Here is a 15336-nt window from a genome sequence, read left to right on the forward strand (position 1 = left end):
AAGTATGTATGACTCAACCAGCCGTATACGTGGTTTCGGATTCAACAGGAGAAACGGCCGAACTCGTGACAAGAGCAGCACTTAGTCAATTTGGTCAAACACCGAAGTTTATTCATCGTTTTCACCATGTCGATTCTTCTCACATGATTGAAGAGATTGTTGACTTAGTGGCCGTAAATAATGGAATAATCGTGCATACGATTGTACTAGAGAGTGTTCGAGAAGAGCTAAATAAAACAGCTCAAGCTTTCGGCGTACCGATTATTGACTTATTTGGTCCGCTTTTAAATCAGTTAGAAGAAACTTACAAAATTAAACCACTTTCTGAACCTGGCCGAGTTCGTTCGATGGATGAAGCTTATTTCAATAAAGTAGCAGCAATCGAATTTGCTGTAGAGAATGATGATGGTCGTAATCCAAGAGGCATTTTGCAAGCGGATTATGTATTAATTGGTATTTCCAGAACCTCAAAAACTCCATTATCACAATATCTGGCACTTAAAGGATTAAAAATTGTCAATATCCCAATCGTTCCAGAAGCACAAATCCCAGATGAACTTTTTGAAATTGACCCTAAAAAAATAATTGGTCTAAAAATTAGTAAACAAAAATTAACGAAAATTAGACAAGAGCGTTTAATTTCGATTGGTTTACCTGGCGCTGGTACTTATGCAAGTAATCAACGAATTGATGAGGAATTAGCGATTTTTACTAAACTAGCTAGTAAATTAAATTGTTTCGTGTTAGATGTGACTAATAAAGCCATTGAAGAGACTGCAAACGAGATTTTAATCCACATTGGTGAAATTGTTGATGAAAATTTAGAATTATAAGAAGGACTTTTGCTTTTTATGGCGAATATATATATTATACGGGAAAAACTACTTGTAAAAGTTAGTTACTTCTCGTATAATCTAAATTCGCATGTAAAAAAGCTGAATCTACGAATAATATTAAAAAAACGGGTTGAAAACTCGTTTTTTAACATGTCTTCATAGATTTTAAGAGAGGATGGAATATGTGCCAAAAATTTTAGTTGATGCCGATGCTTGTCCAGTAAAAGCAGAAATAAAGCAAGTCGCAGAGCAATTTCAGTTAGACGTTATTTTTGTGGCTTCTTTTAACCATTACTCTATCAATACAAATGGAGAGAATTGGATTTTTGTGGATACTGGAAAAGAATCAGCGGATATGCGAATGATGAATTTAGCAAATAAAGGTGATATTATCGTAACGCAAGATATTGGCCTTGCTAGTATTCTACTTGCAAAAGGCACATATGTCTTTTCGAATCGGGGCGAACTTTACCGAGAAGAAGAAATGTCATTAATGTTAGATATTCGCTATAGACATGCCAAGGAAAGGCAACAAGGCAAATATAGCAAAGGTCCTAAAGCAATGACCGATCAAGATCGTGTGCTTTTCAAAGACCGGATGACTACATTTTTCAAAAATAAGTAAATAGGAGTTGACTGTCAAGATGGCGCGGATTCCTGAAGAAGTAATCGATCAAGTCCGGAATCAAGCGGATATAGTAGATATTATTGGTAATTATGTCCAATTAAAAAAACAAGGTCGTAACTATTCTGGCTTATGTCCATTCCATGGTGAAAAAACGCCTTCCTTCTCTGTATCACCAGAAAAACAAATTTTCCATTGTTTTGGTTGTGGTAAGGGAGGAAATGTCTTTTCATTTCTAATGGAACATGATGGGCTCACATTTGTAGAATCGGTCAAAAAAGTCGCGGATATGAGTCATTTAGACGTCGATATTGAACTTCCAGAAGAGCGTGATACAAGTAGTTTGCCGAGAGAAACTTCTGAAACTGCTAGAATGGTTGAAATGCATCAGATTACAGCCAAGCTTTACCATTATATTTTGATGGAAACAGAAGAAGGGGCAGCTGCTCTCACGTACTTAAAGGAGCGAGGTATGTCTGAACAAATGATGACATCCTTTCAAATTGGATTTGCACCAAACCATCACGCAACCATCACTTCTTTCCTAGAAAAAAGAGGGATGGATTTGCAACTAGCTGGAATGGCTGGGCTTTTATCTGAACGTGATGATGGGCAAATGGTTGACCGGTTTCGTAATAGAATTATGTTTCCAATTACGAATGATCGCGGTCAAATTATTGCTTTTTCTGGCCGTTTATTTGACCGAGAAGATGGCCCGAAATATTTAAATAGTCCTGAAACACCTATTTTTAATAAAAGAAGAACTTTATTTCATTTTTCAGAGGCAAGGCAGGCTATTAGAAAGCAAGAAGAAATCACGCTTATGGAAGGCTTTATGGATGTAATTTCTGCAGAAGAAGCCGGCGTTCAAAATACTGTTGCTTCAATGGGAACAAGCCTAACAGAAGAGCATGCCGATTTAATCAAACGGCTTACTAATCGGGCGATTATTTGTTATGATGGTGACCGAGCAGGAATTGAAGCAGCCTATAAAGCCGGTACACTTCTAGTTGAACGAAATCGTTTAGATGTTTTTGTGTTACAACTCCCAGCAGGAAAAGATCCAGATGACTTCATTAGAGCAAGTGGTGCAGATAAATTCAAAGAAATCTACAAACAGCAACGAATGACTTGGACAGCTTTTAAAATCAACTATTTACGCAAAGAACGCAATTTGCAAAATGAGACAGATCAAATCGCTTATATCGATGACTGTTTACGTGAAATTGCTAAGCTTGATCAAGCTGTTGAACGAGAATTATACTTAAAACAACTAGCAGATGAATTTGAATTAACTATAGAAACATTAAAACAACAATTGCAACAATCGCTGAAAAATACACAAAAAGAGCGACAAAATCAAAGCTATAATGAACCGCTGATAGATGATTCTTTTATGGGGATGATTCCGCAAGAAGATTCAGAAATGCTCTTTTCCTTTGAGCAGCCAATACAAAAGTTATCTGCGCATACGATTTCAGAGCAGCAACTCATGAAAGCTATGATGGAGAGCCGAGATAATTTTCTTTTAATTAAGCAACTTCTTGGCGACACTACGTTTTACCATGATAACTACAAAGCGCTTTATACCTATCTAATCGGATACTTTGCAGAGGGTAATGATGCGGATCCAACGAAATTCATGGATAGTATTTCTGACCCTACAATGAAAGGACTTATCAGTAGCCTTGAGATGATTATTAGTCCAGATGAACAAGGTAAAACACAGTTTGAAGACTACATTAAAAGCCTCAAACGTTTTAAATTAGAACAAACAAAGAAAGAACTTGAGCAACAACTAGCGGCTTTGATTCGCGAAAACGACAAAGAAAATGAAGTTCGCGTGATGCTTGAAATCGTCCAGCTTAACCGTAAGTTAAACAGCGGCCAATTGGATTAATAACGTTTTAAAACCGCTAAATGATGGTATTATTACCTAAGAGAAGCCTTTTAATAAGGTTAGCGGCATTTTGGAAGGAGGAATACAGGCAGTTATGAGTGATAAAACACAAAACACAAAACCAGTTGCTGAACTAAATGTTGAGCAAGTAAAAGAAGCCCTGATAGAAGAAGGTAAGAAAAAGGGGATTTTAACTTATGCAAAAATCGCTGCCAGATTAGCTCCATTTACTTTAGATTCCGATCAAATGGATGAGTATTTAGAACATGTCGGTGAAGCGGGCATTGAAGTTTCTGACGATGCAGACGACGAGGACCCAGATGAAACAGAACTTGTAAAAGAAGAAACCGAATCCTTTGATTTAACAGATATGAGTGTGCCACCAGGTGTTAAAATTAATGACCCTGTGCGCATGTATCTAAAAGAAATTGGTCGCGTAGACTTACTTACTGCCGATGAAGAAATTGCTTTAGCGAAACGCATTGAAGCTGGTGATATTGAAGCGAAAGGACGTCTTGCAGAAGCCAACTTACGACTTGTAGTAAGTATTGCAAAACGTTATGTCGGTCGAGGTATGTTATTCCTGGATTTAATTCAAGAAGGCAACATGGGACTAATGAAAGCCGTTGAAAAATTCGACTTTAACAAAGGATTTAAATTCAGTACCTATGCAACATGGTGGATTCGTCAAGCAATAACCCGTGCGATTGCGGACCAAGCAAGAACCATCCGTATTCCTGTTCACATGGTCGAAACAATTAACAAACTAATTCGTGTGCAACGCTCCTTATTACAAGATTTAGGGCGTGATCCTTCACCAGAAGAAATTGGAGAAGAAATGGACTTACCAACTGAAAAAGTTCGGGAAATTCTAAAAATCGCTCAAGAACCAGTTTCACTTGAAACACCAATCGGCGAAGAAGACGATTCACACCTTGGTGATTTTATCGAAGACCAAGATGCGACTTCACCGTCCGATCATGCAGCTTATGAATTACTAAAAGAACAACTTGAAGATGTGCTTGATACATTAACAGACCGGGAAGAAAATGTACTTCGCTTACGTTTTGGTCTAGACGATGGTCGTACGCGCACTTTAGAAGAAGTTGGTCGTGTGTTTGGTGTAACTCGTGAACGGATTCGTCAAATCGAAGCAAAAGCTTTACGTAAATTACGTCATCCGAGCCGCAGCAAACAATTAAAAGACTTCCTGGAATAATTGCACGAACCGGGCAGGAGGACAAAACGTTCTCCTGCCTTTTTAATGAAAAGGAAAGCAGGGAATCAAATGAACGAGGAACAACTATCGAAGCGACTCGAAAAGGTAGCTTCTTACATAAAAACAAACGAACGAATTGCTGACATTGGTAGTGATCATGCGTATTTGCCATGTTTTGCAATAAAAAATAAAACTGCCTCTTTCGCAGTCGCTGGTGAAGTTGTCGATGGACCTTTTAAGTCTGCGCAAAAACAAGTACGGACCTCTGGCTTAACTGATCAAATTGATGTAAGAAAAGGAAATGGTTTAGAAGTTATTGAAAAAGATGATAAAATTGATACAATTGTTATCGCTGGAATGGGTGGTACATTAATTCGTACAATTTTAGAGGAAGGCGCTGAAAAACTTGCTGGTGTAAGCAAAATGATATTGCAGCCAAATATTGCAGCGTGGCAACTTAGAGAATGGTCCGAAAAAAATAATTGGTTAATTTCTTCAGAGGCTATTTTGCGTGAAGACAATAAAATATATGAAATCATTGTTCTTGAACCTTCTCAAAAAGAAGTTACTTGGACAAAACAAGAAATCTTTTTCGGTCCTTGTCTATTAAAAGAACAATCAGCTGTTTTTAAGAGCAAATGGCGCCATGAAGCTAATACATGGCAAAACATTATTCAAACTATCTCCAGCAACCAACCAATATCAGATGAAAATCAAGCAAAAATTCACGAATTAGAACATAAAATCTCACTAGTAGAGGATGTGCTAAAATGAAAGTCGCAAATGGTTATGAATATACCGCTATAATGGAAAAAATTGCTCCTAAAAAATTAGCAATGGAAGGCGACCCAATCGGCCTTCAAGTAGGAGATTTATCCAAAAAAGTAAGGAAAGTTATGTTTACATTAGACGTATTAGAAGAAGTAGTGGATGAAGCAATTGAAAAAAGAGTGGATTTAATAATCGCGCACCATCCGTTCTTATATCGTCCAACACAACACATTGATACAACAACAAACCAAGGGAAAATGATAAAAAAACTTATTAAGCACGATATTACTGTTTTTGCTGCTCATACCAATTTAGATATTGCTCAAGGCGGAGTGAATGATATTTTAGCAGATTTACTCCATTTGCAAGATACTACGATGATTGAGGAAACTTACACAGAACCTTATTGCAAAATTGCTGTTTATGTTCCAGAAAACGAACTCGAATCTGTCCGTTTAGCACTTGTAAATAACGGAGCAGGACAAATAGGGACAAATTATACAGAATGTACTTTCCATACAACTGGAATCGGTTCATTCAAACCAGGCACTGACGCAAATCCAACTATCGGCGAAAAAGAAACTTTAACTTCTATCCCTGAAGTTAAAATAGAAGCTATTTTCCCTCAATATTTAACTGAAACAATCACAAAAGCTGTGAAAATTGCTCATCCATATGAGGAACCAGCAATTGATGTTTATACACTTGAAACACAGACTTACAAAGAAGGACTTGGTCGTGTTGGAACTTTACCTAAGAAAATTAGTATGGTTTCCTTTATTGATAAGTTAAAAACAGCTTTTGCAATTGATAATGTTCGTTTTATAGGAGATTTAAAAGCTAGCGTCCAAAAGGTAGCCATTATTGGTGGGGATGGAAATAAATTTATTCACCAAGCAAAAGCTACAGGTGCCGATGTTTTCATTACAGGAGATGTTTATTATCATACAGCTCATGATTTACAAGCTATTAATTTACCGACTATTGATGCTGGACACAATATTGAAAAAGTAATGAAAGGCTACTTGAAAAACAAAATGGAAGAGCAAGCAAAAATTTTAGATTATGAGGCAGAATTTATTGTTTCAGAGGTCAATACGGATCCTTTCCAATTTTGTTAATTAAAAACGACTAATTTCCCAAAAAGGAATTAGTCGTTTTTTTTGCGTTATTTCTTTAAAAAATTCTGTAATTAGTTTAATCGATTTGATTGTTTTGACAAAGTTGTCTTATCGCGCGCACGAATGACCTAATATGTGCTATAATGGCTACTAGGTATAGAACGGAGTGGAAATATTTTATGACGAAGAAATCAAGGTTTGACCAATTTGGCTTTCAACCTTTTATTGGGCTTGCAATAGATAAATTAGGATTCTATGAGCCAACAGAAGTACAGCAGAAGCTAATCCCAGGCATTTTAAAAGGGGAAAGTATCATTGGACAATCTCAAACAGGTACTGGGAAAACCCATACTTTTATTTTGCCAATTATTAACAATGTGAATCCTGAAAAAGATGCAGTACAAGCGGTTATTACGGCACCAAGTCGTGAGCTTGCTACTCAAATTTATAATGAAATTCGCAAAGTAACGAAATTTAGTGAAAAAGAAATCGCTGTTCAACTCGTTATTGGTGGTACGGATAAACAACGTGCAATTGATAAACTGAAAAAACAACCACAAATTATTGTTGGAACACCTGGTCGTATTAATGACTTAATTCGCGAACAAGCTTTATTTGTTCATACTGCTAAAACATTAGTTATTGATGAAGCAGATATGACGCTTGATATGGGCTTCTTAAACGATGTCGACCATATTGCTGGAAAAATGCCTGCTAACTTACAAATGCTTGTTTTTTCCGCGACAATTCCGCAAAAATTAAAACCATTTTTAAGCAAATATATGGAAAATCCGCGTTATGAGCATATTCAACCAAAAGTTGCTGCTTCAAAAACAGTGGAACATCGTATTATGGCGACTCGTAGCCGTAATAAACTTGATTTACTTAAAAATGTTTTGGTTGGTTCACAGCCGTATTTAGCGATTGTTTTTACTAATACAAAAACAACAGCTGATGAGGTAGCAAACGGTTTAATCGAACGTGGGCTAAAAGTAGCGAAAATCCATGGTGATGTAAACCCTCGTGAACGTAAACGGACGATGAAACAAATCGAAAACTTAGATTATCAATATGTTGTTGCGACAGATTTAGCTGCTCGCGGTATTGATATTCAAGGAATTAGTCATGTTGTAAACTACGAACTACCAGATGATCTCGATTTTTATATTCACCGTACTGGTCGGACTGGACGTGCAGGACATTCAGGTATTGCACTTACTTTATTTGAACCATCAGACGAAGATCGCCTAAATCAACTTGAAAAAATGGGTATCGAGTTTAAACACGTAGATTGGAAAAATAAAGAATTCGTTACACTAGAAGACCGCAATCGCCGTGCCAAACGTGAAGCTAAACGCGAAACAGCTGATCCACGTGAAATTGGTATGCGTAAAAAAGCGAAACAAAAAGGTAAGCCAAACTATAAAAAGAAAATCAACTATAAAATGAACGAAATCAAACGTCGTGAAAGACGGAAAAAACGATAAGTGAGGAATGAATTTATGTTAAGACTAGGTTCTCATGTATCAATGAGTGGGAAGAAAATGCTTCTTGGCGCAAGTGAAGAGGCAGCTTCTTACGGCTCAAATACGTTTATGATTTATACTGGTGCTCCGCAAAATACGCGTAGAAAGCCAATTGAAGAGTTAAATATTGAAGCAGGCTTAGAACACATGAAAGCTCACGATATGGCTGACATCGTTGTCCATGCGCCTTATATTATCAATATTGGTAACTCAGTTAAGCCAGAAACATTTGAATTAGGCGTTAATTTCTTACAATCTGAAATCGAACGTACGCGTGCGCTTGGTGCAAAACAAATCGTACTTCATCCCGGCGCGCATGTCGGTGAAGGTGCGGACAAAGGAATTAAACAAATTATCCAAGGGCTTAACGAAGCTTTAATACATGATCAAGATGTACAAATCGCTTTAGAAACAATGGCTGGAAAAGGTTCTGAATGTGGCCGCACTTTTGAAGAACTAGCACAAATTATTGACGGTGTGACACACAATGAATTATTATCAGTTACTTTCGATACATGTCATACACACGATGCTGGTTACGATATTGTCAATGATTTTGACGGAGTGTTAAATGAATTTGATAAAATTATCGGTATTGACCGCTTAAAAGTGTTACATATCAATGATAGTAAAAACGAGCGAGGCGCACATAAAGACCGCCATGCTAATATTGGTTTTGGCCATATCGGCTTTGATGCGCTTCATTATATTGTGCATCATCCGCAACTATCGAACGTTCCAAAAATACTTGAAACGCCTTATGTTGGTGAAGATAAAGCATCGAAAAAAGCCCCATACAAATGGGAAATCGCCATGTTAAAAAATGGCGAATTTGACCCAGATTTATTAAATAAAATTCAAAACAGCTAAAAGGAGACGAAAATAATGACAAAAACACTTGTATTCGGTCATAAAAATCCAGATACAGATACGATTTGTTCTGCCATTAGTTACGCAGAATTAAAAAAAACACAAGGAGCAGATATTGAAGCGGTTCGTTTAGGAGAGCTTAATAGTGAAACAGCTTTTGTTCTTGATTATTTCCAAGTAACAGCACCTCGCCTAGTTCAAACTGTTGCAAATGAAGTTTCTGAAGTCGCGCTTGTTGACCATAATGAGCGCCAACAAAGCGTGGATGATATTGATGATGTAACAGTAGTTGCAGTCGTTGATCATCACCGCATCGCTAATTTCGAAACATCTGATCCACTATACTACCGCGCTGAGCCGGTTGGATGTACTACTACAATCCTTCTAAAAATGTTCCGTGAAAATGAAGTAGAAGTAAGTAAAACTGTCGCAGGTTTAATGCTTTCCGCAATTATTTCTGACACACTTTTATTCCAATCACCAACATGCACAGAAGAAGATAAAGTGGCTGCTCAAAAATTAGCTCTCATTGCAGACGTTGATATTCAAGCATACGGTATGGAAATGCTAAAAGCTGGAGCAGATGTTAGCAAAAAAACAGTTGCTGAACTATTACTTGATGCGAAAGAATTCAACATGAACGGCAACAAAGTAGAAATCGCTCAAATCAATGTAGTTGATGTAAATGATGTACTTAGCCGTCGCACGGAAGTTGAAGCACTTATGACACAAAACATTGTGGATAAAGGACTTGATTTATACTTATTTGTCATCACAAATATTCTTACTAATGACTCGGTTGGAATTGCTATTGGTTCCAAGACAGCCGTTGTAGAAGAAGCATACGGCGTTAAATTTGTAGAAAATCAAGCACCACTTAAAGGTGTCGTATCTCGTAAAAAACAAGTTGTTCCAATCTTAACTGACACTTTTGCTAAATAATTATACGAACCTGGGAATGCTCACTGCTTTCCAGGTTTTTTTGGCTATTTTTTAATTCGAAGTAATTACGATTTACATTTTAACCAATCTTTTATATACTAGTAAAAGCGGCTAGCAAATGCTGTCAAAGGAGAAACATGAATGAACAAAATCATAGAAGTAAATAATGTTAGTTACCATTATGACAAAGAACATGCCTTAGAAAACATTCATTTTCAAGTGGAAAAAGGCAGTTTTACTGGTTTAATCGGCCCTAACGGCTCAGGTAAATCAACCATGTTAAAATTAATCCTTGGCGTACTCAAAAAACAACAAGGAAGTATAGCTTTATTTGGAGAAAAACAAGCAGATTTTAAAGATTGGGTCAAAATTGGCTTTGTTTCTCAAAAATCCAATGCTTTTAATTCCGCTTTTCCTGCTACTGTGAAAGAAGTCGTTGCAAGTGGTTTAACAAAGAAAAAAGGCTTATTTAAAACCTTGAATAATCAAGATAAAGAAGCTATTGATTATGCTTTAAAACGAGTTGAAATGACTGATTATCTACATCGCAATATTGGCGAACTTTCCGGTGGTCAACAACAACGTGTTTTTATCGCGCGTGCATTAGTTAGTAGACCAGAGCTTTTAATTTTAGACGAGCCGACTGTTGGAATCGATGTAGAAAATGTAAAAGCATTTTATGAGCTTTTAGCAGAATTAAACCGGACAGAAGAAATGACGCTTTTACTTGTAACGCATGATTTAGTTGCAGTGAATACGTATGTTAATCATGTTATTAGTATTAATAAACGAATTATTTTTGACGGTTCAGCCCATGAATACCAACATTATTTGGCCGACCGCGAACTTGAAATATTAGCAGAACAACGTAGAAGGGAGGATGCTTGTCTTGATTGCGACGCTTCTCCAGTATGATTTTATTCGTAATACATTTATCGTTGGTATTGTTATTGGTGTTATCGCTCCACTGCTCGGAAGTTTTATCGTTGTAAGAAAGCTTTCGTTAATGGCAGATGCACTCAGTCATGTGACATTGGGTGGGATTGCAGTTAGTTTATTCTTAAGTAAAACTTATTTGCCACTAGCAGCACTTAATCCGTTATATCTTGGTTTTGGTTTTTCCGTAGTGGGCTCTTTATTAATGGAGAAATTACGCACCGTTTATAAACATTTTGAAGAACTAGCCATTCCGATTATTATGTCGGCTGGTATGGGTTTTTCTGTTATTTTTATTTCTTTAGCCAATGGATTTAATACTGATTTATTTAGTTATTTATTTGGTAGTGTAAGTGCCGTGAGTCGGACTGATATGATTACGATTGTTGTTACAGCAATCATCGTATTTATCGTTATATTATCATTATACAAAGAGCTATTTTTGTTATCATTTGATGAAGAATATGCAAAAGTTTCCGGCTTGAAAGCTAAAGTATTCGATATTATTTTTATGGTTTTAGTCGCGCTTGTTATTGCGTCTTCCATGCGAATCGTTGGTATTTTACTTGTATCATCGTTAATGACTTTGCCAGTTGCAGCAGCGATTCGGATTGCCAAAGGATTTAAACAAACTATCTTACTTTCAATTTTATTTGGTGAAATTGCGGTTATTGGTGGTTTATTTACAGCCTATTATTTAAATTTAGCTCCAGGTGGGGCAATCGTCATTATTTCTGTTTTACTTTTAATCATCACCATTTTATATCAAAAAATACGTCAAAAAATATTAATTTCAAAACGAGGTGAGGAAAATGGGACTTACAGCAACTGAAGCACTCATGAAGATGAAGGAAAAAGGCTATAAACATACAGATAAACGTGAATTTCTAATTAACTTACTAGCTCGTAAAAATAAATATTTAACAGCCAAAGATGTGTTAGAAAATATGAAAGACGATTTTCCAGGAATTAGTTTCGATACAATTTACCGTAATCTCTCTTTATTTGTTGAGATAGGTATTTTTGAAGAAACAGATCTTTCTGGGGAACGAAATTTCCGTCTGGCTTGTACACACGAGCATCACCATCATCACTTTATTTGCATGAAATGTGGCAAAACAAAAGAAATTATGATGTGTCCAATGGATTTTTTAACTGAAGCTTTACCTGGTTACCAAATTGACGGTCATAAATTTGAGGTTTACGGTGAATGTCCAGAATGTTTACAAGCCTCTTAATAGAAAAAAAGGTCCCCATTCAGGACCTTTTTTTATTTTGGAGATAATGTTCATAGTTATTTCATATTTGTTTCTTATTCTCGACACTTTTTATCGTTAAAGTAATAAGTAGCCGAAAGATGAAGGAGAGGAACAGTTTGAAAAAATTAAAAAAAGTGATGATTTCCCTCGTAGCAGCAACACTACTTTTACTCGCTGGGTGCGGAAGTAGTGCTGTAGTAAAAACAGATGCAGGAAATGTCACACAAGACGAGTTATATGAAGCGATGAAAACGACTTACGGTAATGAGGTCGTGCAACAACTTACTTTCAAAAAAATCTTAGAAGATAAATACACTGTTACTGAAAAAGAAGTAAGTGCAGAATATAAAAAATACGAAGAACAGTATGGTGACTCATTTGAATCGACCTTATCGTCCAATAATTTAACAAAAACTTCTTTCAAAGAAAATTTAGAGTATAACCTTCTAGTTCAAAAAGCAACAGAAGCAAATATGAATGTAAGTGAAAGTAAACTAAAAACATACTACAAAACATGGGAGCCAGACATCACTGTGCGTCATATTTTAGTAGATGATGAAGCAACAGCCAAAGAAATTCAAACTAAATTGAAAAATGGTGAGAAATTCGCTGACTTAGCTAAAGAGTACTCAACAGATACTGCAACTAGCACAAATGGTGGGCTTTTGGATCCGTTTGGCCCTGGAGAAATGGATGAAACATTTGAAAAAGCAGCCTACGCACTTAAAAATAAAGATGATGTAAGTGGTATTGTTAAATCAACTTACGGATACCACTTGATTCAATTAGTGAAGAAAACAGAAAAAGGCACTTACGCAAAAGAAAAAGCAAACGTAAAAGCAGCCTATATAAAATCTCAATTAACTTCTGAAAATATGACAGCTGCCCTTAAAAAAGAATTAAAAGCAGCTAATATTGATATTAAAGATAGTGATTTAAAAGATGCATTTGCTGACTATACAAGCACGTCATCTTCTAGTTCAACATCCACATCTAATTAAGTTACTTCGGTTCCACCAATAAAAAAGCCCTTTACTGGTTTTGATTCCCGTCAAAAACACACTCCAGTAAAGGGCTTTTCTATATGACCAAACGAATAACAGCCATTGATATAATTCCTACAACAACAATCCACATTAAATTTTTCGTTAAAATAGCTGTAATGATAGTTGGTAAGGTGGCAAGTAGGTTTTCAATATTAATGCTAGGAAAACTCCTTTCGTTTGTAATGAGAAGACTTTGAACGAAAAGAGCAGTCAGTATGCATAAAGGTACATAAGATAAATAGCGAATCACAACACTGGGGAGTTGCAGCTTTCGAACAAAGATAAAAGGTAAGACACGTGGAATAAATGTCACTAAACCACAACCTAAAATAACTAGCAACGTATAATTACTTATTGCCATTTTTCAATTATCACTCCAATCAAACAACCAAGTAATGTAGCTGCTAAAATGGCTAATTCTGGTGTCATAAAACGCATAAACACGATTAATAAAATCGCGACCATTAACATAATAACTAAACTTGTCGCGATTTTTTTACTTTTATCGCTAACCACTTGTAAATAAAGCAAACCAATAAACATTGCCGATAACGCAAAATCAAGACCAAACTGTTCTGGATTTGGTAACCAATTCCCAATGAAAGAACCTAAGATACAAGCTGCTATCCAAGCTATATAGGCAGTTACATTAATCCCGTGCATCCATTTTGCGCTAACTGGTTTTTTATTGCCAATTTGATTCATTGAAACGCCAAATGTTTCATCCGTGAGAAGCGCTCCAATCCCAATGTTATTCAAAAGGGAATACTTTTTAAAATGAGGAGCTTCTGCCATACTCATCAAAAAATGCCGTGAATTAATTAAAAAAGTAGTAAAAATAATGGCTGACATAGGACTTTGTAATAATAATAATCCTGAAATAATAAACTGAGCAGCTCCAGCATAGACGATAATTGCGAGTAAAGTTACTTCTAAGACGCTTAAGTGAGAAGCTCTTCCAACAACACCAGCAGCTATACCAATACCGGCATAACCTAGTACAGTTGGCAAACAAGCCTTCACACCATCATAAAAACTAAGTTCGATTTCTTTTTCCAAAAAAACTCCCCCCATTAAATTAAAACTAGGAGCCTTAATGTTAGGCTAAAAGTTATATATTTTTTTACTAAAAGGTCAAATCTCTCACACGAACCTAAGACGCATTTCCACGATATGTGTGCTCGTTCAAATTTTAGTTTTAATTTTCTAATCATACCACTTTTCTAATAGGAAATCACCTGAATAATGCACAAAAAAACCACCTGCAAAAAGCGCAAGTGGTTAAGTTATTATTTTTCTAAAATAGTTGGTTCGCTTGGTGGAATCGAGCGGATTGCAAGGAATACAAAGATCATACTTACAACCATATTGATTTCCATTCCAAAAGGAACAATCACTTGTAAAGCCTCCATAACCATCGTGAAAACAGCTGCTAATGTAATACTGTAAGAAGCTATCATCCAGTTTTGACGGAAAGCAATACCCGTGCGACCAAAACCAGAAAGAATAAATCCAAATAACGCATAAAGAGCTACTCGGAAGAAAATCGATCCAAGCGTAAAGAAGAATAGAACAAGTAAGGCAATAGGAATAAAGTATTTCGCTAGAGATTCAATAGAAGAATACAAATCAACTAAATCAGCTTTATTACTAATTCCAGCAGTTTCATAACTTACAGATTGAGAAACACCAGCAGCAGTTATATAAATACTATCTGACAAAAAAGCTACAGCGCTATCATAAGAAGAAATTTTATTATCCACATCATCTTTATCTAAAGTTCCAGAGGCATCAAAATAAATATGTAATTCATCTTGGTCAATAGAGATTGGTATATTTTTGACAGTGTCATCTGTTAAGACTAATTTCCCGTCAGTTACTTTAAAAGCAGGAATTTCATTTGTCAAGGTTTCTTCGCCGACTTTCAGCGCATTTTTTGTCGTAACGTTTGTAAAATATGCTAATGGAAGGAAAGTAACAAATGATAAAACAATAATGTAGACGATACTTTTTCTGATCTTATCATTTCGAAACGAAGCAATATCCGCAGGGGAATACAAACTCTTCCAGAAGCGTTTAAAAATATTCATTCTTTTTTCAACACCTCACCTAATGGTTTAACTTTTCATTTTCCGGGAAAAAGATACATGTATGTGCAAAAGAGCGTAATTTTTCCACCTAAACTTAATCATAGCTTGAAATGAATGCAAAATCAATATTGAAACATCACTGAGCAGAAAAATTGCAAGCATTTCTAGGTCGTGGTAGGCTAAATGGTGTAAAGA

Annotated in this window: 16 protein-coding genes; 13 read left to right on the forward strand and 3 right to left on the reverse strand. The window is 36.0% G+C overall.

What is annotated here, in order from left to right; all coding sequences use genetic code 11:
* Positions 1 to 8: 8 nt before the first annotated feature.
* The 13 genes from HCB45_RS04165 to prsA1 all read left to right on the forward strand — a co-directional run bounded on the left by HCB45_RS04165 (position 9) and on the right by prsA1 (position 13006).
* The gene (locus HCB45_RS04165; protein WP_185318794.1) at positions 9 to 833 is read left to right on the forward strand and encodes a pyruvate, water dikinase regulatory protein; all 825 of its coding nucleotides are present in this window, start codon (positions 9 to 11) and stop codon (positions 831 to 833) included.
* A 187-nt stretch (positions 834 to 1020) separates the two neighbouring features.
* On the forward strand, positions 1021 to 1461 hold the full coding sequence (locus HCB45_RS04170; RefSeq protein WP_185618953.1) for a YaiI/YqxD family protein: 441 nt from the start codon (positions 1021 to 1023) through the stop codon (positions 1459 to 1461).
* 19 nt (positions 1462 to 1480) lie between these two features.
* Positions 1481 to 3361, forward strand: coding sequence for a DNA primase (gene dnaG / locus HCB45_RS04175; protein WP_185318792.1), 1881 nt, complete (start codon positions 1481 to 1483; stop codon positions 3359 to 3361).
* Positions 3362 to 3455: 94 nt separating this feature from the next.
* Positions 3456 to 4580, forward strand: coding sequence for an RNA polymerase sigma factor RpoD (rpoD, locus tag HCB45_RS04180; protein WP_003730430.1), 1125 nt, complete (start codon positions 3456 to 3458; stop codon positions 4578 to 4580).
* Positions 4581 to 4649: 69 nt separating this feature from the next.
* A complete protein-coding gene (locus HCB45_RS04185) occupies positions 4650 to 5354 on the forward strand; it encodes a tRNA (adenine(22)-N(1))-methyltransferase (RefSeq protein ID WP_185318791.1) in 705 nt (234 codons plus the stop codon).
* Positions 5351 to 6472 carry a Nif3-like dinuclear metal center hexameric protein gene (locus HCB45_RS04190; RefSeq protein ID WP_185318790.1) on the forward strand — a complete coding sequence of 374 codons (1122 nt, stop codon included), beginning with the start codon at positions 5351 to 5353 and terminating at the stop codon, positions 6470 to 6472. The genes HCB45_RS04185 and HCB45_RS04190 overlap by 4 nt, the downstream gene beginning before the upstream one ends.
* Before the next feature lie 179 nt (positions 6473 to 6651).
* Entirely contained in the window at positions 6652 to 7959 is a 1308-nt protein-coding gene (gene cshB / locus HCB45_RS04195) for a DEAD-box ATP-dependent RNA helicase CshB (protein WP_010991558.1), read from the forward strand.
* A 15-nt stretch (positions 7960 to 7974) separates the two neighbouring features.
* Positions 7975 to 8868 carry a deoxyribonuclease IV gene (locus tag HCB45_RS04200; protein ID WP_185318789.1) on the forward strand — a complete coding sequence of 298 codons (894 nt, stop codon included), beginning with the start codon at positions 7975 to 7977 and terminating at the stop codon, positions 8866 to 8868.
* Positions 8869 to 8883: 15 nt separating this feature from the next.
* Positions 8884 to 9810, forward strand: coding sequence for a manganese-dependent inorganic pyrophosphatase (locus tag HCB45_RS04205; RefSeq protein ID WP_185618954.1), 927 nt, complete (start codon positions 8884 to 8886; stop codon positions 9808 to 9810).
* 141 nt (positions 9811 to 9951) lie between these two features.
* Positions 9952 to 10725, forward strand: a complete 774-nt coding sequence (zurA, locus tag HCB45_RS04210; RefSeq protein WP_185318787.1) for a zinc ABC transporter ATP-binding protein ZurA — start codon at positions 9952 to 9954, stop codon at positions 10723 to 10725.
* Positions 10700 to 11578: a zinc ABC transporter permease ZurM gene (gene zurM, locus HCB45_RS04215; protein WP_003766892.1), complete on the forward strand. Its 879-nt coding sequence runs from the start codon at positions 10700 to 10702 to the stop codon at positions 11576 to 11578. The genes zurA and zurM overlap by 26 nt, the downstream gene beginning before the upstream one ends.
* Positions 11559 to 11984 (forward strand): transcriptional regulator ZurR, encoded by a 426-nt coding sequence (gene zurR / locus HCB45_RS04220; RefSeq protein WP_185318786.1) that lies wholly within the window; start codon positions 11559 to 11561, stop codon positions 11982 to 11984. Before zurM ends, zurR begins: the two co-directional genes overlap by 20 nt.
* Positions 11985 to 12121: 137 nt before the next feature.
* Positions 12122 to 13006, forward strand: coding sequence for a post-translocation chaperone PrsA1 (gene prsA1 / locus HCB45_RS04225; RefSeq protein ID WP_185618956.1), 885 nt, complete (start codon positions 12122 to 12124; stop codon positions 13004 to 13006).
* Positions 13007 to 13085: 79 nt separating this feature from the next.
* Here the strand turns inward: prsA1 and HCB45_RS04230 are convergent, their stop codons facing one another.
* From HCB45_RS04230 to HCB45_RS04240, 3 genes are all read right to left on the reverse strand, one after another.
* Positions 13086 to 13412: a branched-chain amino acid transport AzlD family protein gene (locus HCB45_RS04230; protein WP_185618958.1), complete on the reverse strand. Its 327-nt coding sequence runs from the start codon at positions 13410 to 13412 to the stop codon at positions 13086 to 13088.
* Complete coding sequence (locus HCB45_RS04235) at positions 13403 to 14110, reverse strand: AzlC family ABC transporter permease (protein ID WP_185318783.1); 708 nt, start codon at positions 14108 to 14110, stop codon at positions 13403 to 13405. The genes HCB45_RS04230 and HCB45_RS04235 overlap by 10 nt, the downstream gene beginning before the upstream one ends.
* A gap of 230 nt (positions 14111 to 14340) precedes the next feature.
* Entirely contained in the window at positions 14341 to 15141 is an 801-nt protein-coding gene (locus tag HCB45_RS04240; RefSeq protein ID WP_185618960.1) for a DUF1189 domain-containing protein, read from the reverse strand.
* Positions 15142 to 15336 lie beyond the last annotated feature (195 nt).

It is taken from the genome of Listeria farberi, assembly GCF_014229245.1.
Taxonomy (GTDB): Bacteria; Bacillota; Bacilli; order Lactobacillales; family Listeriaceae; genus Listeria; species Listeria farberi.